This is a genomic window from Streptomyces sp. NPDC019937, from assembly GCF_040631655.1.
Taxonomy (GTDB): Bacteria; Actinomycetota; Actinomycetes; order Streptomycetales; family Streptomycetaceae; genus Streptomyces.
Map to the genome: position 1 here is coordinate 20,894 of NZ_JBEYAL010000031.1, position 17,944 is coordinate 38,837.

16 protein-coding genes and 2 pseudogenes are annotated in these 17,944 nt (G+C 73.3%); 6 read left to right on the forward strand and 12 right to left on the reverse strand.

The features are described from left to right. Nucleotides 1-46: 46 nt before the first annotated feature. Genes ABZ562_RS28120 through ABZ562_RS28135 form a run of 4 tightly spaced genes read left to right on the forward strand, consistent with a single transcriptional unit; the run spans nt 47 to nt 3,756 of the window. Nucleotides 47-1,198 carry an ABC transporter substrate-binding protein gene (locus tag ABZ562_RS28120; protein WP_361484832.1) on the forward strand — a complete coding sequence of 384 codons (1,152 nt, stop codon included), beginning with the start codon at nt 47-49 and terminating at the stop codon, nt 1,196-1,198. 59 nt (nt 1,199-1,257) lie between these two features. Further along, nucleotides 1,258-2,073, forward strand: a complete 816-nt coding sequence (locus ABZ562_RS28125) for an ABC transporter ATP-binding protein (protein ID WP_361484834.1) — start codon at nt 1,258-1,260, stop codon at nt 2,071-2,073. Further along, nucleotides 2,060-2,983: an ABC transporter permease gene (locus ABZ562_RS28130; protein WP_361484836.1), complete on the forward strand. Its 924-nt coding sequence runs from the start codon at nt 2,060-2,062 to the stop codon at nt 2,981-2,983. Before ABZ562_RS28125 ends, ABZ562_RS28130 begins: the two co-directional genes overlap by 14 nt. A 20-nt stretch (nt 2,984-3,003) precedes the next feature. Then, entirely contained in the window at nt 3,004-3,756 is a 753-nt protein-coding gene (locus tag ABZ562_RS28135; RefSeq protein WP_361484838.1) for a sirohydrochlorin chelatase, read from the forward strand. Nucleotides 3,757-3,765: 9 nt separating this feature from the next. Here the strand turns inward: ABZ562_RS28135 and ABZ562_RS28140 are convergent, their stop codons facing one another. From ABZ562_RS28140 to ABZ562_RS28170, 7 genes are all read right to left on the reverse strand, one after another. Then, nucleotides 3,766-4,401, reverse strand: coding sequence for a disulfide bond formation protein DsbA (locus tag ABZ562_RS28140; protein ID WP_361484840.1), 636 nt, complete (start codon nt 4,399-4,401; stop codon nt 3,766-3,768). Nucleotides 4,402-4,553: 152 nt separating this feature from the next. Continuing rightward, nucleotides 4,554-5,774 carry a S8 family serine peptidase gene (locus tag ABZ562_RS28145; RefSeq protein WP_361484842.1) on the reverse strand — a complete coding sequence of 407 codons (1,221 nt, stop codon included), beginning with the start codon at nt 5,772-5,774 and terminating at the stop codon, nt 4,554-4,556. 285 nt (nt 5,775-6,059) lie between these two features. Beyond that, nucleotides 6,060-7,325 carry a macrolide family glycosyltransferase gene (locus tag ABZ562_RS28150; protein WP_361484844.1) on the reverse strand — a complete coding sequence of 422 codons (1,266 nt, stop codon included), beginning with the start codon at nt 7,323-7,325 and terminating at the stop codon, nt 6,060-6,062. 60 nt (nt 7,326-7,385) lie between these two features. Further along, complete coding sequence (locus tag ABZ562_RS28155) at nt 7,386-8,642, reverse strand: extracellular solute-binding protein (RefSeq protein ID WP_361484846.1); 1,257 nt, start codon at nt 8,640-8,642, stop codon at nt 7,386-7,388. Continuing rightward, nucleotides 8,642-9,496: a carbohydrate ABC transporter permease gene (locus ABZ562_RS28160; RefSeq protein WP_361484848.1), complete on the reverse strand. Its 855-nt coding sequence runs from the start codon at nt 9,494-9,496 to the stop codon at nt 8,642-8,644. Before ABZ562_RS28160 ends, ABZ562_RS28155 begins: the two co-directional genes overlap by 1 nt. Then, entirely contained in the window at nt 9,493-10,434 is a 942-nt protein-coding gene (locus ABZ562_RS28165) for a sugar ABC transporter permease (protein ID WP_361484850.1), read from the reverse strand. The genes ABZ562_RS28160 and ABZ562_RS28165 overlap by 4 nt, the downstream gene beginning before the upstream one ends. A 32-nt stretch (nt 10,435-10,466) precedes the next feature. Further along, on the reverse strand, nt 10,467-11,198 hold the full coding sequence (locus ABZ562_RS28170) for an alpha/beta fold hydrolase (protein WP_361484852.1): 732 nt from the start codon (nt 11,196-11,198) through the stop codon (nt 10,467-10,469). A 254-nt stretch (nt 11,199-11,452) separates the two neighbouring features. On the opposite strand from ABZ562_RS28170, the gene ABZ562_RS28175 reads away from it, so the two are divergent. After that, a complete protein-coding gene (locus ABZ562_RS28175) occupies nt 11,453-12,361 on the forward strand; it encodes an aminoglycoside phosphotransferase family protein (RefSeq protein ID WP_361484854.1) in 909 nt (302 codons plus the stop codon). Here the strand turns inward: ABZ562_RS28175 and ABZ562_RS28180 are convergent. Then, nucleotides 12,358-12,975, reverse strand: a complete 618-nt coding sequence (locus tag ABZ562_RS28180) for a TIGR03086 family metal-binding protein (protein ID WP_361484855.1) — start codon at nt 12,973-12,975, stop codon at nt 12,358-12,360. The genes ABZ562_RS28175 and ABZ562_RS28180 overlap by 4 nt on opposite strands. A gap of 155 nt (nt 12,976-13,130) precedes the next feature. After that, nucleotides 13,131-13,229, reverse strand: a pseudogene (locus tag ABZ562_RS28185) (3'-5' exonuclease); the annotation flags it as partial. A 144-nt stretch (nt 13,230-13,373) separates the two neighbouring features. Here ABZ562_RS28185 and ABZ562_RS28190 point away from each other — a divergent pair. Then, on the forward strand, nt 13,374-13,697 hold the full coding sequence (locus ABZ562_RS28190) for a hypothetical protein (protein ID WP_361484857.1): 324 nt from the start codon (nt 13,374-13,376) through the stop codon (nt 13,695-13,697). Between the two features lie 29 nt (nt 13,698-13,726). Here the strand turns inward: ABZ562_RS28190 and ABZ562_RS28195 are convergent, their stop codons facing one another. The 3 genes and pseudogenes from ABZ562_RS28195 to ABZ562_RS28205 form a co-directional block, all read right to left on the reverse strand. After that, nucleotides 13,727-14,440: a 3'-5' exonuclease gene (locus ABZ562_RS28195; protein WP_361484859.1), complete on the reverse strand. Its 714-nt coding sequence runs from the start codon at nt 14,438-14,440 to the stop codon at nt 13,727-13,729. A 65-nt stretch (nt 14,441-14,505) separates the two neighbouring features. Then, nucleotides 14,506-14,604, reverse strand: a pseudogene (locus tag ABZ562_RS28200) (3'-5' exonuclease); the annotation flags it as partial. A gap of 105 nt (nt 14,605-14,709) precedes the next feature. Further along, complete coding sequence (locus ABZ562_RS28205) at nt 14,710-17,910, reverse strand: BTAD domain-containing putative transcriptional regulator (RefSeq protein WP_361484861.1); 3,201 nt, start codon at nt 17,908-17,910, stop codon at nt 14,710-14,712. Between the last annotated feature and the right edge of the window lie 34 nt (nt 17,911-17,944).

Sequence of the window (17,944 nt, forward strand, 5' to 3'; positions counted from 1 at the left end):
GGCGTCCCCTGACGCGGCGCCCGGCCCCCTGAGAGGAACACCTCCCGTGCCGTCTGCCGCTTCCCGCGCGACATCCCCGTCGCGCCGCCGCCGCACCACCCGCCCGCTGGCGGCCGCCGCCGTCCTTCCGCTGCTGATCGGCGCGCTCGGTGGCTGCGGCTACGGCTCGCAGAAGAAGACCGACGACACCGGGTCCTCGGCACTGCCCGCGGCCGGCGGCAAGAAGGTCGACGGCCTGGACAAGGTGAAGGTGGGCTACTTCGCCAACCTCACCCACGCCACCGCCCTGGTGGGGCTGCGCAAGGGCGGCCAGATCCAGCAGGCGCTGCGGGGCACGAAGGTCGCGCCGTACGTCTTCAACGCCGGGCCGTCGGAGATCGAGGCGCTGAACGCGGGCTCCATCGACATGGGCTGGATCGGCCCGTCGCCGTCCATCAACGGCTACGTGAAGTCGCACGGCTCCAACCTCAAGATCATCTCGGGTTCGGTCTCCGGCGGGGTCAAGCTCGTCGTCAACCCGAAGAAGATCAAGACGCTGGACGACGTCAAGGGCAAGAAGATCGCCACCCCGCAGCTGGGCAACACCCAGGACGTGGCGTTCCTCAACTGGATCGCCTCCAAGGGCTGGAAGGTCGACGCGCAGAGCGGCAAGGGCGATGTCTCCGTGGTCCGCTCGGACAACAAGGTGACCCCCGACGCCTACAAGTCCGGTTCCATCGACGGCGCCTGGGTGCCCGAGCCGACCGCCTCCAAGCTGGTCGCCGAGGGCGGCAAGACCCTGCTGGACGAGTCGTCGCTGTGGCCGGACAAGAAGTTCGTCATCACCAATCTGATCGTCAAGCAGTCGTTCCTCGAGCAGCACCCGAAGGTGGTCGAGGCCGTGCTGCGCGGATCGGTGAAGACCAACGCCTGGATCAAGGCCAACCCCGACAAGGCGAAGGCCGCGGCGAACGCCGCCCTCAAGGAGGAGACCGGCAAGCCGCTGCCCGCCAACGTGATCGACCCGGCCTGGAAGTCCATCCAGGTCACCGACGATCCGCTCGCCTCGACCCTCAACACCGAGGCGGAGCACGCGGTCAAGGCCGGGCTGCTGGAGAAGCCCGACCTCAAGGGCATCTACGACCTGACCCCGCTCAACAAGGTCCTGAAGTCCGAGGGCAGGCCGGCCGTCTCGGCCGCGGGCCTCGGCGACCAGTAGCCGCCGCCCGCTCCCGTACGCACGTGACCACACGTACGCCCCCATCAGGAGGTGACCGGATGTCCCCGGCACTGACCACCGAGAAGGCCGACCTGGCGAGCCCGGCCGCGCCCGGCGCCGCCGACTCCACCGGAGCGGTCCGGATCGACCACGTCCACAAGTCCTTCGGCCGCCCCGGCGCCGCCCAGCCCGTCCTCGACGACATCAACCTGGAGATCAGGCCCGGCGAGTTCGTCTGCATCCTGGGGGCCTCCGGCTGCGGCAAGTCGACGCTGCTGAACCTCATCGCCGGCCTGGACCGCCCGACCAGCGGAACCATCGAGGTGCCCGGCAGCCGCCCGGCCCTGATGTTCCAGGAGCACGCGCTGTTCCCGTGGCTGACCGCGGGCAAGAACATCGAACTGGCGCTGCGGCTGCGCGGCGTGCCCCGCGCCGACCGCGGGCCGGAGGCCGAGCGGCTGCTGGAGCTGGTGCGGCTGAAGGGCGCGCACGGCAAGCGGGTGCACGAGCTGTCCGGCGGCATGCGGCAGCGCGTGGCGCTGGCCCGCGCGCTGGCCCAGGACTCCAGCGTGCTGCTGATGGACGAGCCGTTCGCCGCGCTCGACGCCATCACCCGCGATGTGCTGCACGGCGAACTGACCCGGATCTGGAGCGAGACCGGCGTCTCGGTCCTGTTCGTCACCCACAACGTCCGCGAGGCCGTCCGGCTGGCCGAGCGCGTGGTGCTGCTGTCCTCGCGCCCCGGCCGGGTCGTCCGCGACTGGGCGGTGGACATTCCGCAGCCGCGCCGCATCGAGGACGCCGCCGTCGCCGACCTGTCCATCGAGATCACCGAAGAACTGCGTGGGGAGATCCGCCGCCATGGCCAGCAGTAGGACCGCCACGGCCGACACGGCCCCGAATACCGACGGCGCGAAGAAGTCCGCCGAGGACCTGGAGGGCCTGGAGGCCGGGCTCGACGCACTGGACACGGTCCAGATCAAGCGGGTCCCGGTGACCCAGGTGCTCACCCAGAAGGTGCTGCCGCCCATCGTGGCCGTCATCGCGGTGGTGGCCCTGTGGAAGGTGCTCGTCTGGGCCAAGGTCACCGAGGACTACAAGCTCCCCGACCCCAGCCTGGTGTGGGACTCGCTGCGCCGGCTGTGGCTGCAGGGCGAGCTGTTCGACATCATCTGGACCAGCGTCTCGCGCGGCCTCTTCGGCTTCCTCATCGCGCTCGCGATCGCCACCCCGCTGGGGCTGATCGTCGCCCGGGTGAACTTCGTCCGTGCCGCCTTCGGCCCGATCCTCTCCGGACTGCAGTCGCTGCCCTCGGTCGCCTGGGTGCCGCCCGCGGTCATCTGGCTCGGCCTCAACGACCAGATGATGTACACCGTCATCCTGCTCGGCGCCGTGCCCTCGATCGCCAACGGCCTCGTCGCGGGCATCGACCGGGTGCCCCCGCTGTTCCTGCGCGCCGGCCGCACCCTCGGCGCCCGCGGCCTGGTCAGCGCCTGGCACATCCTGCTGCCCGCGTCGCTGCCCGGCTACGTCGCCGGGCTCAAGCAGGGCTGGGCCTTCTCCTGGCGCTCCCTGATGGCCGCCGAGATCATCGCCAAGTCCCCCGACCTGGGCCTGGGCCTGGGCCAGTACCTGGAGAACGCGCGCAACAACTCCGACATGGCGAGCGTGCTGCTCGGCATCATCATGATCCTGGTCGTCGGCATCGCCATCGAACTGCTGATCTTCGCCCCCATCGAGCGCCGCGTCCTGCGCAACCGCGGCCTGGCGCCGAACGCCCGCTGAAGGAAACCACGGAACCCACCATGTCTGCCCCGACCCTCCTCGTCGTCGCCCACGGCAGCCGCGATCCCCGCCACGCGGCGACCGTCGGCGCGCTGTGCGCGCGCGTGCGGTCGCTGCGGCCGGGGCTGCGCGTCGAAGCGTCCTTCCTGGAGTTCAACGCGCCCCGGGTGGGCCAGGTCCTGGACCGGCTCGCCGCGGAGGGGGCGGACGAGGTGATCGCCCTCCCCCTCCTGCTCACCCGCGCCTTCCACGCGAAGGCCGACATCCCGGCGGTCCTGCGCGAGGCCACGGCCCGCCACCCCCGCCTGACCGTCCGCCAGGCCGGTGTCCTGGGCCCCTCCCCGCTGCTCGTGGAGGCCCTGGAACACCGCCTGTACGAGGCCGGGCTGCGCCCGGCCGACCGGCACCGGACCGGCGTCGTCCTGGCCTCGGCGGGCTCCACCGACCCGGAGGCGATCGCGGTGATCGCTGAAATCGCGCGGGAGTGGCGGCACACCGGATGGTGCGCCGTGCGACCCGCGTTCGCCTCCGCCTCCCTCCCCCGCACCGAGGACGCGGTGCGCGCCCTGCGCGCCGAGGGCGTCGAACGGGTGGCCGTGGCCCCGTACGTCATCGCCCCCGGCCGCCTCCCCGACCGCATCGCCCACGGCGCCGAGGCGGCGGGCGCGGACGTCCTGGCCGACGTCCTCGGCCCGGCCCCCGAACTGGCCCGGCTGCTGCTGGGCCGCTACGACGAGGCCCGGGTGGCGCGGCGGGTCCTGCTGACGGCCTGAGCCACGGGCTCAGCTGAAGTCGAGGCCGCCGGTGCGGGTGCGCTTCAGCTCGAAGAAGTCCGGGTAGCCCGCCAGCAGCCGCACGCCGTCGAAGACCCGTACGGCGTCCTCGCCCCGGGGGATCGAGGAGAGCACCGGGCCGAAGAAGGCCACCCCCTCGATGTGCAGGGTGGGGGTGCCGACGTCCTCGCCGACCGGGTCCATGCCCTCGTGGTGGCTGGCGCGGAGGGCGTCGTCGTAGGCGGTGGAGTGCGCGGCCCCGGCCAGGTCGGCGGGCAGCCCCACCTCGGCCAGTGCCTCCTCGATCACGGTCTGGTGGTCCGGTTCGTCCTCGGCGGTGCCGGAGTGGAGGCGGCTGCCGAGGGCCGTGTAGAGATCCCGCAGCACCTCCTCGCCGTGGTGCTGTGCGGCCGCGACGCAGACGCGGACCGGGCCCCAGCCCTTGTCCAGCAGATCGCGGTAGCGCTCGGGCAGGTCCTCGCGGCCGTCGTTGAGGACCGACAGGCTCATCACCCGGAACCGGAGGTCGAGGTCGCGGTGGCGTTCGACTTCCAGGATCCAGCGGGAGGTGATCCAGGCGAAGGGGCAGATGGGGTCGAAGTAGAAATCGACCTTGGTGGGGGCACCGGTGTGCGCAGTGGTCATGGCCGCGAGCCTAATCGGCCACTGACCTGCGGCCCTGGGACAATCGCCCGCTCATCCCGTGGGCCACTTCGGCCTTCGGGGAGCCGGCCGCCGCGCCCAGTGGGGTGGGTGCGGCGGCCGGGTGGGTCAGGTGTGAGGGGAAGGCCCCGGGGCTACTTGACGACCTTCAGCAGCTTGTTCGGGGTGCCCTCGCTCGGGTTGGAGATCTTGTCGGCGGTGGCGCCGTCGGTGAGCGCCTTCGCCACGTCGGCCGGCTTGGCGTCCTGATGGCCGCTCAGGTAGACGGCGGCGGCGCCCACGACGTGCGGGGTGGCCATCGACGTACCGGAGATGGTGTTGGTGGCGTCGTCCCCGGTGTTCCAGTCGGAGGTGATGTCCGAGCCGGGGGCGTAGAGGTCGACGACCTTGCCGAAGTTGGAGAAGTCGGACTGCTCGTCGGCGTCGGTGCTGGAGGCGACGGTGATCGCGTCCTTGACCCGGGCGGGCGAGCTCTGGTCGGCGTCGGCGGACTCGTTGCCGGCCGCGACGGCGAAGGTGACACCGGAGTCGATCGCCTTCTGCATGGCCGCGTCCAGGGCCTCGTCGGCGGTGCCGCCGAGACTCATGTTGGCCACGGACGGGCCCTTGTGGTTCTTGGTGACCCAGTCGATGCCGGACACCACCTGCTCGGTGGTGCCCGAGCCCTGGTCGTCCAGGACTCTCACCGCCACGACCTTGGCCTTCTTGGCGACACCGTGCTCGGTACCGGCGATGGTGCCCGCGACATGGGTGCCGTGGCCATTGCCGTCGTCGGCGTCGTCGTCGTTGTCGATGGCGTCGAAGCCGGAGGTGACGCGGCCGCCGAAATCCTTGTGGGAGGCGCGGACCCCGGTGTCGATGACGTACGCGGTGACGCCCTCACCCGCGCCGTCCGGGTAGGTGTACTTCTTGTCGCCCTTGGTGTCTTCCTGGTCGAGCCGGTCCAGGCCCCAGGACGGCGGGTTCTCCTGGGTGGCCTTGATGGAGTAGCGGTGGTTCTGGACGACCTTGGCCACCGACGGGTCGGCGGCCAGCCGCTTGGCCTCGGTCTCGCTGAGGCCGTCCGCGGAGAAGCCGTTGACGGCGGAGTCGTAAGCGCGGCGGAGCTTGCCGCCGTACTCCTCGGCCAGGTCCTTGCCCTGGGCGGCGGCCTTGATGGTCTTTCCGCCCTTGAGCATGACGATGTAGCTGCCGTCGACGGCGTTCTTGGCCTGGGTGCCGTAGACGGTGCCCTCGGCGGGTTTCGCGGTGGCGGCGCCGGCCGGGACGGCCACGAAGGCACCGGCGGTGACGGCACCCGCCGCGGCTATCGCCAGGGTGAGTCGACGCGCGTTGCGCTGCTTGTGTACTGCCATGACGAGGGATCCTCCTCGTGCGGTTGTGGGGGGATCGCGCGCACGGTGATCGCTCACGCGGGCGCGCCGGCGCCGGAGCGTGTTCGGATCACTCCGGGCTGAGACGAAACCCTGGCGGATGGAACCGGGCAATTCAAGATCCTGGTCCATGTGTGACATATGCAACGTCTTCTCGGGACGATCATGACAAGTCCCGTTACCGGTACGCGACTTGGACCGGAAGAGGGCCGGAGAACCCGCACGGGCGGGAGGTGGCGGTGGCCCGGGTGCCGACCGGGCAAGGGGTCACGCTCGTACGGGAGTTGGCCGCAGGGGGCGCCCCGGGCCGCTGAGCGGACCGACGGGGAGTTCGTCCTCGATCAGGTCGGCCGCGAGCTCCGGGCCGCCCTGGGCGGCCATGCGGGCCTTGACCTCCGCGCAGCGGGCGGCCGCCCCGGGGTCGTCCGCGAGCGCGAGGACCGCCTCGCGCAGGGTTTCCGCCGTCACTTCTTCCTTGGGCAACTGGCGGGCGACGCCGAGCGATTGGAGGGTCTGGGCGTTGCGGAACTGGTCGACGGCCTGCGGCACGGCCACCATCGGCACACCGCGGCTCAGCGCCTCCTGGCTGCCGCCCGCGCCCGCGTGGGTGACGAAGGCGTCGGCCTGCCGCAGGACGCTGGGCTGCGGCACCCAGGGGTGGGCTTCGATGTTGGCGGGCAGGCCGCCGAGGCCCACCGGGTCGACGTATTCGCCGATCTGCAGGACGACGTGCCAGCCGGGCAGATCGCCGAAGGCGTCGACACAGGCGCGGTAGAAGCCGGGTTCCCTGGTCCAGGTCGAGCCGAGCGAGATCAGCAGGACGCGGTCCGTCGGGGCGAGGCCGTCCGGGCGGCGCCACTCCCCCTCCTCGTGGCGGCTGCCGTGGCAGTCGCCGACGAAGGAGTAGACGGATCGGTCGACGCGGTCGGCATGGGGCTGGAACAGCTCGGGGATCAGAGCGAGGCAGCGGCGGGGGCGGCCGGTGAGCCGGTCGGGGTCGGTGCCGGGCAGACCGTGCTCGGCGAGCCAGGCGCGGAAGCGCGCGTAGTAGGCCCGGCCCCGCTCGGAGTTGCGCAAGTGCCCGTATTGGGGGTCGAAGACCTCTTCCTTGTAGCCCTCCCAGGCCACGAAGCTCGGCGCGAGTTCGACGGCGGGGACGCCCCAGCGGTGGGCGAGGATGTGCGCCGGGTAGGCCGTGAGGTCGTAGAGGATCAGGTCCGGCTCGTCGCCCTCGTACGCCGCCAGGTGCTGCGGCAGCGCCTGGATGGCTTCGGTCAGGAACGGCTCGACGTAGTCGATGAGTTCGGCGCCTTCGGGTATCTCGTCGCGGAAGAGGACCGTCTCGTACGTCCTGGGCTCGGCGCCGGTCTCGGCGACCTTCGCGGCGAACGACGCGGGAATGGCGTAAGTGACCCGGTGACCGCGGGCCACCAACTCGCGGATCACCTCAAGGCTGGGGTTCACGTGCCCGTGCGCCGCTATGCCGAACATGGCTATATGAGCGGGCTCTTGGGCACGCATCGCTGAGGTCATGGTGCGGAACTTAGGCGAGGTCAATTGCCCCATGCAACTATCGACACACCTGCCCACACCCTAGCGCTGGTATCGAGCGAGCACCAGCCCTCCGTCCTTGATCAATCTTTTTCTCAGTCTTTCCCTTCCTATGGCTCCGCTGTAGTACTCCTGCAGCGCGGGCGTGGCCACCTTGTCCTTCCACTCCGGATAGCCGCGCACCGACAGGGCGGGGGCCGGGCGCAGGTGGTCGGCCAGCGCCGTGCCGGTCGCCCAGCCGTGCTCGGGCGTGCGCAGCGCCCGGTCGCGCAGCGCAGCGGTGCCGGTCGGCAGCATCCAGTCGCCGAGCGCGAGCCGGACCATGTTGCGCGGGCGCAGGAAGAAGTCGAGGAAGCGGACCGCCTCCCGCTGGTACGGGCTGTCCTCGGCGATGGACAGGGTCTGCGGGCTGACGCCCTGGCGCTGGTCGCCGCCGGGCCCGGCGGGTGCGGGCAGCACCGTCCAGGCGAAGCCCTCGGGGGCCTGCTGGACGATCTGCTGGCGGTAGGAGAAGCCGAGCGGCACCATGGCGTACTTGCCGCCGAAGAAGCCGGGGAGGGTGTCCGAACCGCCCATGCCGAGCGTGGACTTGGCCGCCGTACGGGCGATGGCGCGCGGGACGCGCTGGTCGGCGGCGTCGAAGCGGACCGTGACCTTGCCGTCGGCGCCCCGGTGGAAGATCCGGCCGCCGGTGGAGAGGGCGAGGCCCAGGGTCGCGGCGACGGGCTCCTTGAGCGGCCAGGCGACGCCGTACGTCCCGTCCCGGGTGAGCGCTCGCGCCACGTCCTCGAACTCCGCCCAGCTCCAGGGGTCGCGCACGGTCGGGATGCGCACCCGTGCCCGCTCCAGCAGCCTCCGGTTGGCGATGATCACGCGCGGTTCCTGGAGGAACGGCACGCCGTAGATGCCGCCGCCGAAGGTGGTGGTGGCCCAGCTGTGGGCCGGGATGTCGGCCGTCAATCGGTCCGGCAGGAGCCCCCGCAGATCGGCGAGACAGCCGCCGTACGCGAAGTCGGCGAGGTCGTCGGCCGCGTCGTGGATGATGTCGGGCGCCTCGCCGCCCTCGAAGGAGGTGAGGAGCTGGTCGTGGACGCCGTCCCAGCTGCCCTGGACGTAGTCCACCCTGATGCCGGGGTGGGCCGCGTTCCACTCCGCCACCAGGCGCTTGTTGGCCTCGACGGACTCCTTCTGCCAGGCCAGCGACTGGAAGCGGAGCACCACCTCTCCCCCGCGGGCCCGGCGGCGCGCGGGGGCGCATCCGGCCAGCAGCGCGCCGGTCAGCAGCGTGCGGCGGCGCATCAGGACTTCACCGCCCCGGCCAGGGTCCCGCTGGTGATCCGCCGCTGGATGACGGCGAACAGGACCAGCGAGGGCAGGGTGGCGAGCAGCGAGGCGGCGGCCAGCGGCCCGAGGTCGGCGACGCCTTCCGCGCCGATGAAGTGGGTGAGGACGACCGGCATGGTCTGCTTCTGCGGCGTCTTGAGCAGCACCAGTGCGAAGAAGAACTCGTTCCACGCGGTGATGAAGGCGAAGAGGGCGGTGGCCACGAGGCCGGGCGCCAGCAGCGGCATGGTGACGGACACCAGAACGCGCAGCCGTCCCGCCCCGTCCACGGCCGCGGCCTCCTCCAACTCCCTGGGCACGGCCCGGGCGTACCCCGCGAGCATCCACAGGGCGAACGGCAGGGACCACACCACGTACACCATGATCAGGCCGGACAGGGAGTTGATCAGGTACAGGTTCTTCAGCACGAGGAACAGCGGGATGATCACCAGGACGAAGGGGAACGCCTGGCTGACCACGACCCAGCCGGTGGCCGCCCGGGACAGCGGGGAGCGGTGGTGCCGGGCCATGACGTAGGCCATCGGGGTCGCGATGACGACGGTGATGGCCGCGGCGGCGACGGAGGCGGTCAGGCTGTTCGCGGCCGCCCGCAGCAGCGGCTGCTCGTCGAACGCCTGGCGGAAGTTGTCCAGCGTCGGGTGGCCGGGGATCCAGCTGGGGTCCGGGCTCATCAGCTCGCGCGGCGGCTTGAACGCGGTGGACAGCAGCCACAGCAGCGGGAACGCGAGGAAGACGAGATAGCCCAGCAGGGCGAGGTACTGCCCGGCGCGGGCGGCCCGACGCCTGCGCGGCGCGGCGGCCCGGTTCACGCGTCGTCCCCCCTGAGCCGGCCGACGAGGAAGAGCGCGAGGAACACGGAGACCACCGCGACCAGCACACACCCCATGGCCGCCGCGTACCCGAACTGCCCGTAGCGGAACGCCTCCTCGTACGCGAAGAGCATCGGCAGCCGGGTGCGCCCGCCGGGCCCGCCGCCGGTCAGGACGTAGACCAGCGCGAAGGAGTTGACGTTCCAGATGAGGCTGAGCGCGCTGATCGCGAGCGCCACGGGCCGGATGGCGGGCCAGGTGACGGTGCGGAAGCGCCGCCAGGCGCCCGCGCCGTCCATCGCCGCGGCCTCGTGCAGCTCCCGCGGTACGCCTCCCAGCGCGGCCAGCAGCGTGACCGCCACCTGCGGCAGCCGCGCCCAGACGCCGACGACGATCACGGCGGGCAGCGCGGTGGCGAGGCTGCCGAGCCAGTCCCGGTCGGTGGCCAGCGTGTCGTTCAGCAGCCCCGCGTCGGGGTGGTAGACGAGCCGCCACATGATGCCGACGACGACCTCGGGCATCGCCCACGGCACGATCGCCAGGGCCCGCGCCAGCCAGCGGAAGCGGAGGTTCTGCGCCAGCAGCAGCGCCAGCCCGAGGGCCAGCACGAACTGCGGCACGGTCACCGCGACCGCCCACACCAGGCCGATCCGGAACGACTCCCAGAAGAGCGTGTCGCGGGCCAGGTCCTGGAAGTTGAGCAGCCCCGCCCACTGGGTCGGCTCGGTCCGGCCGGACTGGGCGTCGGTGAAGGCCAGCCCGATCCCGTACAGCAGCGGGCCGACGCTCAGCAGCAGGATCGGCAGCAGCGCGGGCAGCACCAGGAACCACGCGCCGTGGCCGGTTCCCGGCCCCCGCCGCGCGGCGGGGGCGCCGCCGCCGTCCGGCCCGCGGGCCGGAGGCTTGTCGGACCGCGCCGTCGCGGTCGTGGGTGTCACGCCGTCATCCTGCGGACGGGGCGCGGCGCGCGTCAAGGAGTGCGGCCGGCCGGTCCCAGCAGCGTACGGGCGATGGTCTGCGCCAACGCGGCGGCCTGGGCGGGCCGTTCGAGGTAGAAGTGGCCGCCGGGGAGGCGGGGCGTGATCTCCGCCCGCCCGGTCGTGCTGTGGCGCCAGCTGTCCAGCTGGGCGTCGGTGAAGACGTCATCGGCGCCGCAGCACACCACGAGCTCGGTGCCCACGGTGGTGGCCCGGCGCTTGCGCAGAAACGAGTCGCCGAGCGAGAAGTCGGCGCGCAGCAGGGCCGCGGTGCGCTCCCGCAGGACGGGGTGGTCGCGGATCCGCGGGGAGATCGTGCCGCCGGACTTCTCGGCGATGTCGAAGATCTCCTCGTCGGTGGTGAGCAACGGCGAGCCCTCGCAGGGCAGTTCGGCGCTCACCGGGCCGGCGTTGGCGGAGACGATGAGGGCGGAGCAGCGCGGCCCGCCGGTCTCCGCGGGCCGGGCCGCCAGGCACAGGCCCAGGTAGGCGCCGACGCTGTGGCCGAAGACGGCGATGTCCTCCCGGTGTCCGGAGACCGCCCGCAGCAGGTCGTCGACCGCGTCCTCGATGGTGGTGACGGGCGCCTCGCGCCACCGCTTGCCGCGCCCGGGCAGCTCCAGCGGCAGCGGCTGGATGCCGTCCGGCAGGGCCTCGGCGAGCCGGTCGAAGACGGCGGCGGAGCCGCCCGCGTGGTGCAGCATGATGAGGGGGCGGGGCGTCATACGTACCTCCTGCGGACCGTCGCGGCGAGCACCGCGGATGCGGGAAGGGGGCACGGCGGGGCGGCCCGGGGCCGCCCCGCCGTGGCGCCGGACCCGGACCAGGTGTGCTGTCCCGGCGCGTCGCCTGTCACCAACGTGCCGGGACAGCACACCTAGGGCTCGGTTCGCCTCCGGGGCGCGGGCTGCCGGATGGGAGACTGGGCCGTCCGGGGCCGGGCGGTCCGGGACCCGGTTCGGCGACGGAGAGGTACGGCGTGGCGGACGCGGGGTTCACGGAGGAACGGGCGCGGGCGGTGCTCGGCGCCGCACTGCCGCACGGCACGGCCGACGCCGCCGGGGCCCGGCTGCTGGCGCTCGGCGAGAACGCCGTCTTCGCCCTCGACCGCCTCTCCCTGGTGGTCCGCGTCAGCCGCGACCTCGGCGTACGGGAGCGGGCCGCGCGGGAGCTGCGGGTCGCCGACTGGCTGGCCCGGGAGGGGGTGCCCGCGGTGCGTCCGGACCGCCGTTTCGGCGGCGCGGAGCAGCCGCGCGCCTACGACGGCCACCTGGTCACCTACTGGCAGCGGCTCCCGCCGCCGGAGCGCCCCGCCGGCCCGCGCGACCTCGCCGCGCTGCTGCGGCGGGTGCACGCCCTGCCGGAACCGCCGCCGGACCTGGCGCTGCCGCGCCGTGATCTGCTGGGCGGGGTCGAACGCTGGCTGCGGCTGGCCGGGGAGGCGATCGATCCGGCGGACGCCGCGTATCTGCGCGCCCGCCGCGACGACATCGCGGCGGCCACGGCGGAGCTGACCCCGCAGCTGGCGCCCGGTCCGATCCACGGCGACGCGCTGCCGCGCAACGTGCACATCGGGCCGGACGGTCCGGTCCTGGTCGACCTGGAGACGTTCGCCACCGATCTGCGCGAGCACGACCTCGTCGTGATGGAGCTGACCCGGGACCGCTACGGGCTCGGCGCGGCGGCGTACGACGAGTTCACCGCGGCGTACGGCTGGGATGTGCGGGAGTGGTCCGGCTGCGCGGTGCTGCGGGGCGCGCGGGAGACGGCCAGCTGCGCGTGGGTGGCCCAGCACGCGCCGGGGAACCCGGCGGCACTGGCCGAGTTCCGCCGTCGGGTGGCCTCACTGCGCGAGGGCGACGCGTCGGTGCGCTGGTACCCGTTCTAGCCCGCGGCCCGCCACGCGGGGTCGCGGCCGCTGAGCCCGACCGCGCGGTCCAGCACGGACGCGTCCTCGGGCACCGTCACCACGGGACCGAACCCGCCGCCCCGCGCCTCCTCCGGGAACGCGGACAGCAGTCCGACGATGGCCTCGGCACTGGACCGGTCGCAGTCGAAGGGCTGGCCGGTGGCGCGGGCCAGATCCCAGCCGTGGATCACCAGCTCGTCCAGCGCGAAGAGGCCGATGGCGTCGGCGGCCATGGTGACGCCCCCGGCCTGGGTGGTGCCCTCCCAGGCGGCCGGGTCGCGCCAGGCCGCGGCCAAGTCGTCCAGCCGGCGCGGCAGCTCCCGGCGCCAGCCGGGGTCCAGCCCCTCGGCCGACCCCCGGCCCGGCCGGGGCTGCGGGCCCGGCCCGCCAGTGATCTTCCGCGCCGCGTCGCGCATGCCGATCGTGAACCCCATGAAATGGTCGAGCAGCTCTCCCACGGAGTAGTCCCCGCAGGGGGTGGGCGCCCCGAGCTGGTCGTCCGAGACGCCGCTGAGCAGCGTCGTTACCCGCTGGGCCGCGGGGCCGAGATCAATGCGGCCCGTCTGGTCCGTCTGGTCCGTCCGGTCGGTCATCGGTGGCTCTCCTCTTTCTCCGGTTCTCCGGTCCGCTCCCCCTCACCTGTACGGACCGGCCGGGCTGCGGAAACTCATCGGTGGCGCGGGGACTACCCGACCGCCGCCCGCGCCTCGCGCAGCGGCCGGCCGCCGTCCACGACCGCGTCCGGGGTGCCCTGGCGGTAGCGGTCGACGGCGCGGTCTATCGTGTACGGATCCACGACCGGACCGGTCGGCGCGCCGCCCAGCCGCTCGCTCAGCGAACGCAGCCCTGGAATCGGGGCGGCGCGGCCCCGGACACGTTCTACCACTGGGCGTCGGACGAAGGCCTGGTCACGCGGACGCCGTTCAAGTACCACGACAGCTCACGATCGGCCGACTTCGGTCGACAGGTGCCCGTTCGCCACAACCGCGCAGTGGAGAGCGCCGCCAGGCGCGGGGACGTCAAGTTCCTCTCCGCACCTCGATACGCGGCCTTCCGCGATGTCGGACTGCGCGGTCAACGGCCCTCGGGAGCCACCGACCCGTCCTTCCGGGGCCGTAACGCGGAACGCAACGTCGTCATGGCGGAGCTGCTGGTCACCACCGGCTTGCGTATCGAGGAGGCCGCGCCGCTGTGCTGGCCGGAACTTCCGGGCCCGGACCGCCAGGACGGGAGGAAGAGCGTGGCGTCCGACTTGACGCCGCCGACCGCGAAGCGTCGTGCCTTGGAGGCACACTCTGGGGGGCAAGCCCCGTAGCTCGTCGCAGCGGTGATGGATCCAGGCCGTCAGCCGACATACGGGATGACGGGCCAGGCCGACTCGACGGTCGCCTTCGGATCAGACGTACGCCGAAGGTACTTCTGTAGCGACGCGGCCTGCTCGGCTGCCGCCCGTATCTGAAGATCATGCAGGTCCGCCAGTGCCAACGCTCCTATGGCCGTGTGCTTGACCCCCATGGACCGCGCGGCACGTGCCGCGGCCACGGCGTCCGCGACGGCATTGTGCGCGTCATCGAGCGTCACGCCGTAGTGCGCGCAGAGGGCCTGCAGATTCCGCGACCCCTTCCTGTACCGATCCACATGCTTGTCCAGGACCAAGGGGTCGATGACCGGCGACGCGATTCCGCGCAATCGGTCACCGAGTGGTCGTATCCCATGCCGTCGGCACTCGCGGTCCAGGAGCGAGAGGTCGTACCGCGCGTTCATCACCACCAGCGGAGTCCCCGAGTTCAGCACCTCGGCAACGGCCGAGGTGATCTCTTCGATCGCCGGCCCTGCCTGCGTCCCGTACTCGCGGGCGTGGTCGGTGGAGATGCCGTGGATGGCCGAAGCCTGCTGCGGGATCACCACCCCGGGGTCGAGCAGCCAGGTCCGTGGCTCCGGAGGTCGCCCGTCCGGGGCCACGGTCACCACCGCCGCAGTGACGATCCGGTCGCTCTCGATGTCCGTTCCTGTGGTCTCCAGGTCGAAGGCCGCCAGCGGCTGGCTCGTCCAGCTCATCGCAGGGCCCCGCTCACGGTTGCGGGCTGAGGCACTTGAGACGTTGTCGGGGTGGGTGGATAAAACACCTCGACCACCGCGGCCGTCACGATCCGCGCCTCGCGCGGGTCCGTGCCCGTCGTCTCCGGATCGAACCCGATCAGCAGCTCCCTGTGCCAGCTCATGGCGGTTGCCCTCCCTTTGTTGTGCTTCCCCCAGGTGTCGCCACCTTCGCACGCGCCACTGACAACGGGTCGCGGGCGGGCCCCCGCGACCCGGCGGCGGGGGCGTCAACGACCGGGCACGGCTCGGGCGGTCGCGTCGCACGCGACCGAGGAGACCGCGAGATGGAACGGGCACTCGGTGGTGCGCGAGGGTGAGGCCTCGCGGACCGTGCGCTCCAGCCGGTCGCGCAGCTCGGCGGCGGCCGACTCGTCGCCCTGGGCCTCGCGCAGGGCGATCAGGCCGCGCAGCGGCAGGGCCTCGGCGTAGCGGCGGCCGGACAGCCGGGCGGTGCGCAGGGCGTGCTCCCAGCGGACCTGGGCGAGCACCGATTCGCCGCGCTCGGCCGCGACCACGCCGAGCATGGTGAGGTCGTGGGCGGCGCATTCGGGGCGGTTGCCGCCCCGGTAGCGCTCGGAGGCGCGCAGGTGCAGCCGCTCGGCCTGCTCGAGGTCGCCGCGGGCGCGGGCGGCCAGCGCCCGTACGGTCTCCACCTTGGCCAGCAGATAGCCCTCGGCGCTCTCGCGGGCGTACGTCTCCAGGGCGTCGGCGAAGGAGGTGGCGTCGTCCCATTCGCCGTCGCCGGCGGCCGCGTAGGCGAGCACGGCCTTGACGTAGGCGGCCTCGTGTTCGGCGCCGATGAGCCGCAGTTCGTCGTGGGCGGCGCGGAAGGCGCGCACCGACAGGGCGCGCTCGCCCAGCCGCTCGTAGGCCATGCCGGTCATGATCTGCGCGGTGGCGGCGGAGTGCGGGTCGAGGGTGGTCAGCAGCTCCCGGGCGGTCATGGCGGAGGTGAGGGCGGCGCGCCGCTGGTCCTCGGCGACCAGGAGTTCGCTGTGGAACAGCTGCCACACCCCGGTCTCCCAGCGGTGGCCGTGCTCGTCGAGGGCGGCGGCGGTGCGCCGGGCCACCTCGCGCGCCTCGGCCAGCCGCTCCTGGCGGACGTGGACGGTGAGGGCGAGCGCTCCGACCAGGGTGACCTGGGCCGGGTCGCCGCGCTTCTCGGCGGCGGGGAGGGCCTGGCGCAGCAGTTCGTCGTCGTCCCCGGCGCGGCGGATGTTGACGCCCAGCCAGCCGCACCAGGCCAGGATCTCGGCGTACCAGCCGACGGTGGGCGGGGTGGATTCCAGGGCCCGCAGCAGCCGCCGGTGGCCCTCCTGGCGCTGGCCGGCGGCCATCCAGTAGAGGGAGAGATGGGTGGCGATGCGGGAGCCGAGCAGCCGGTCGGCGGGGTCGGCGCTGTCCTGCAGCCAGTCCAGGCATCCGGCGACTTCGGGGGTCACGGCGGTCATCTCGGCGAAGGCGGCCGGGCCGCTGCCGGTGCGCAGCGCGGCGTCGGTGCGCTGCGCGAGGGCGGCGACCCAGTCGGCGTGGCGGCGTAAGCAGCCGGTCTCCTCGCCGCGCTCGGCGAGCGCCTGCCGGGCGTACTGGCGCAGGGACACGAGCATGCGGTAGCGGGGGCCGCCGGGGCCGGGGTCGTAGACCAGCAGCGACTTCTCGGCGAGCAGGGCGAGGGTGTCGCCCGCGCCGGGCCCGGCGACCGCCTCTGCGGCGTCGACGGTGAAGGGCGCGGCGAACACCGACACCGCCCGCCACACCCCCCGCTCCTCGTCGGTGATGAGGCGGTAGCTCCAGTCGAGGGCGGCGCGCAGGGTGCCGTGGCGGGCGTCGGCGGAGCGCAGCGGCACCTCCAGCAGTCCGCGGCGGCCGCGGAGCTGGCGGACGATGACGGGCAGCGGGGTGGACGCGGCCTTGGGGGCGACGAGTTCGATGCCGAGCGGAAGCCGGTCGACGGCCTCGCACAGGTCCCGGACCTCGTCCCAGTCGGCGGCGCGGGCGGCGGCCGGGGAGACCCTGGCGAGCCGGTCGAGGAAGAGCCGGATGGCGTCCTGGCCGGTCAGGGGCCGCAGGGCGAGGCGGGATTCCCCGGCCACGCCGAGCCCTTCACGGCTGGTGGCCAGCACCCGCAGCCGGGGGCAGTGCTCCAGCAGCCGCGCGGTGAGGCCGGCGGCGGCGTCGGTGAGGTGTTCGCAGTTGTCGAGGAGCAGCAGGCATCGGGGGCTGCGCTCGATGGCCAGCCGCATCCGGTCGGCGAGGGTTTCGGCGGGGCCGGGTGCGATGCCCAGTGCCGCGGCGACGGCGCCGGGTACGTCGGCGGGTGCGCAGGGCACCAGGTCCACCCGCCAGACGGTGGCACCGGCCTCCTGTTCGCGGGCCGCGGCGGCCAGGGACAGCCGGGTCTTGCCGATGCCCGCGGTGCCGGTCACGGTGACCAGCCGGGCCTCGGCCAGCTGGGCGGCGACGGCGGCGAGTTCGGGGCCGCGCCCGACGAAGTCGGTGCCGGACGGGAGGCTGGGGTGGGCGGCGGGATCGGGCGCGGGGCCGCGCCGCGCACGGACCGCCCCGGCCGTGGTGCCGTTCCCGTGCGCCGCGCTGACCGTGGTGCCGTTCCCCGCCGCCGCCCCGGCCGGGGTGCCGTTCCCGGGGCCCGCCGCGGTTCCGGTGGGGGAGAAGCCGCGCAGGACGGCCTGCTGGGCGGCGCGCATCTCCGGGCCCGGCTCGATGCCCAGCCGCTCGCGCAGATCGGCGCGGGCCGCCCGGTACACCCCCAGGGCCTCGGCCTGCCGGCCGCACGCCTGGAGCGTGCGGATGAGCAGGGCGTGCAGCCGCTCCCGGTCCGGGTCGGCGCGGGCGGCGGCCCGCAGCGCCTCGACGAGATCGGCCGGATCCGCTCCACCCGCGAGTCCGCCCGCCGTGGCGTGCGCGGCCAGTTCGGCGTCGGCGCGCTCTTCGAGGACGGTGAGCCGCAGGGCCTCCAGCCGGGCCCGCTCGGCCTGGACGAACGGCAGTGCGGGCAGCCCGGCGAGCGGGGTCCCGGACCACCGGTCGAGCGCGGCGCGCAGCAGTGCCGCCCGGCGGCCGGGGTCCTCGGCGGCGCGGGCCCGGGCCAGCTCCCCCTCCAGCAGCCGCACGTCGACCGTGTGCCCGGTCAGGTCCAGCCGGTAGCCCGCGGGACCCGTGACGACCAGGCCAGGGGCGTGCGGCTGGAGGGCGCGGCGGAGCTTGGCCACCGCCGTGTGGAGGGCCGCCATCGGGTCCTTGGCCCGTGCCCCCGTCCACAGTTCGTCCAGGATGCGGCCGGTGCTGACCGCCGAGGGGGCGTGCAGCAGCAACAGGGCCAGCAGGGCGCGCGGCCGGGCTCCGGCGATGGCGAGGGCCAGGCCGGAGCCGTTACGAACCGTGAGGTCGCCGAGTAATTCGAACTCCATGGGTGATATCGGACCATGGGACGGGTACGGCTGT

What these genes read in the sequence shown, in the direction of transcription:
- ABZ562_RS28125 (WP_361484834.1), top strand. Translation starts at nt 1,258, where the DNA reads ATGTCCCCGGCACTGACCACCGAGAAGGCCGACCTGGCGAGCCCGGCC.
- ABZ562_RS28155 (WP_361484846.1), bottom strand. Translation starts at nt 8,642, where the DNA reads ATGCGCCGCCGCACGCTGCTGACCGGCGCGCTGCTGGCCGGATGCGCC.
- ABZ562_RS28170 (WP_361484852.1), bottom strand. Translation starts at nt 11,198, where the DNA reads ATGACGCCCCGCCCCCTCATCATGCTGCACCACGCGGGCGGCTCCGCC.
- ABZ562_RS28205 (WP_361484861.1), bottom strand. Translation starts at nt 17,910, where the DNA reads ATGGAGTTCGAATTACTCGGCGACCTCACGGTTCGTAACGGCTCCGGC.
- ABZ562_RS28180 (WP_361484855.1), bottom strand. Translation starts at nt 12,975, where the DNA reads ATGACCGACCGGACGGACCAGACGGACCAGACGGGCCGCATTGATCTC.
- ABZ562_RS28130 (WP_361484836.1), top strand. Translation starts at nt 2,060, where the DNA reads ATGGCCAGCAGTAGGACCGCCACGGCCGACACGGCCCCGAATACCGAC.
- ABZ562_RS28150 (WP_361484844.1), bottom strand. Translation starts at nt 7,325, where the DNA reads ATGACCTCAGCGATGCGTGCCCAAGAGCCCGCTCATATAGCCATGTTC.
- ABZ562_RS28135 (WP_361484838.1), top strand. Translation starts at nt 3,004, where the DNA reads ATGTCTGCCCCGACCCTCCTCGTCGTCGCCCACGGCAGCCGCGATCCC.
- ABZ562_RS28145 (WP_361484842.1), bottom strand. Translation starts at nt 5,774, where the DNA reads ATGGCAGTACACAAGCAGCGCAACGCGCGTCGACTCACCCTGGCGATA.
- ABZ562_RS28195 (WP_361484859.1), bottom strand. Translation starts at nt 14,440, where the DNA reads ATGAGCTGGACGAGCCAGCCGCTGGCGGCCTTCGACCTGGAGACCACA.
- ABZ562_RS28140 (WP_361484840.1), bottom strand. Translation starts at nt 4,401, where the DNA reads ATGACCACTGCGCACACCGGTGCCCCCACCAAGGTCGATTTCTACTTC.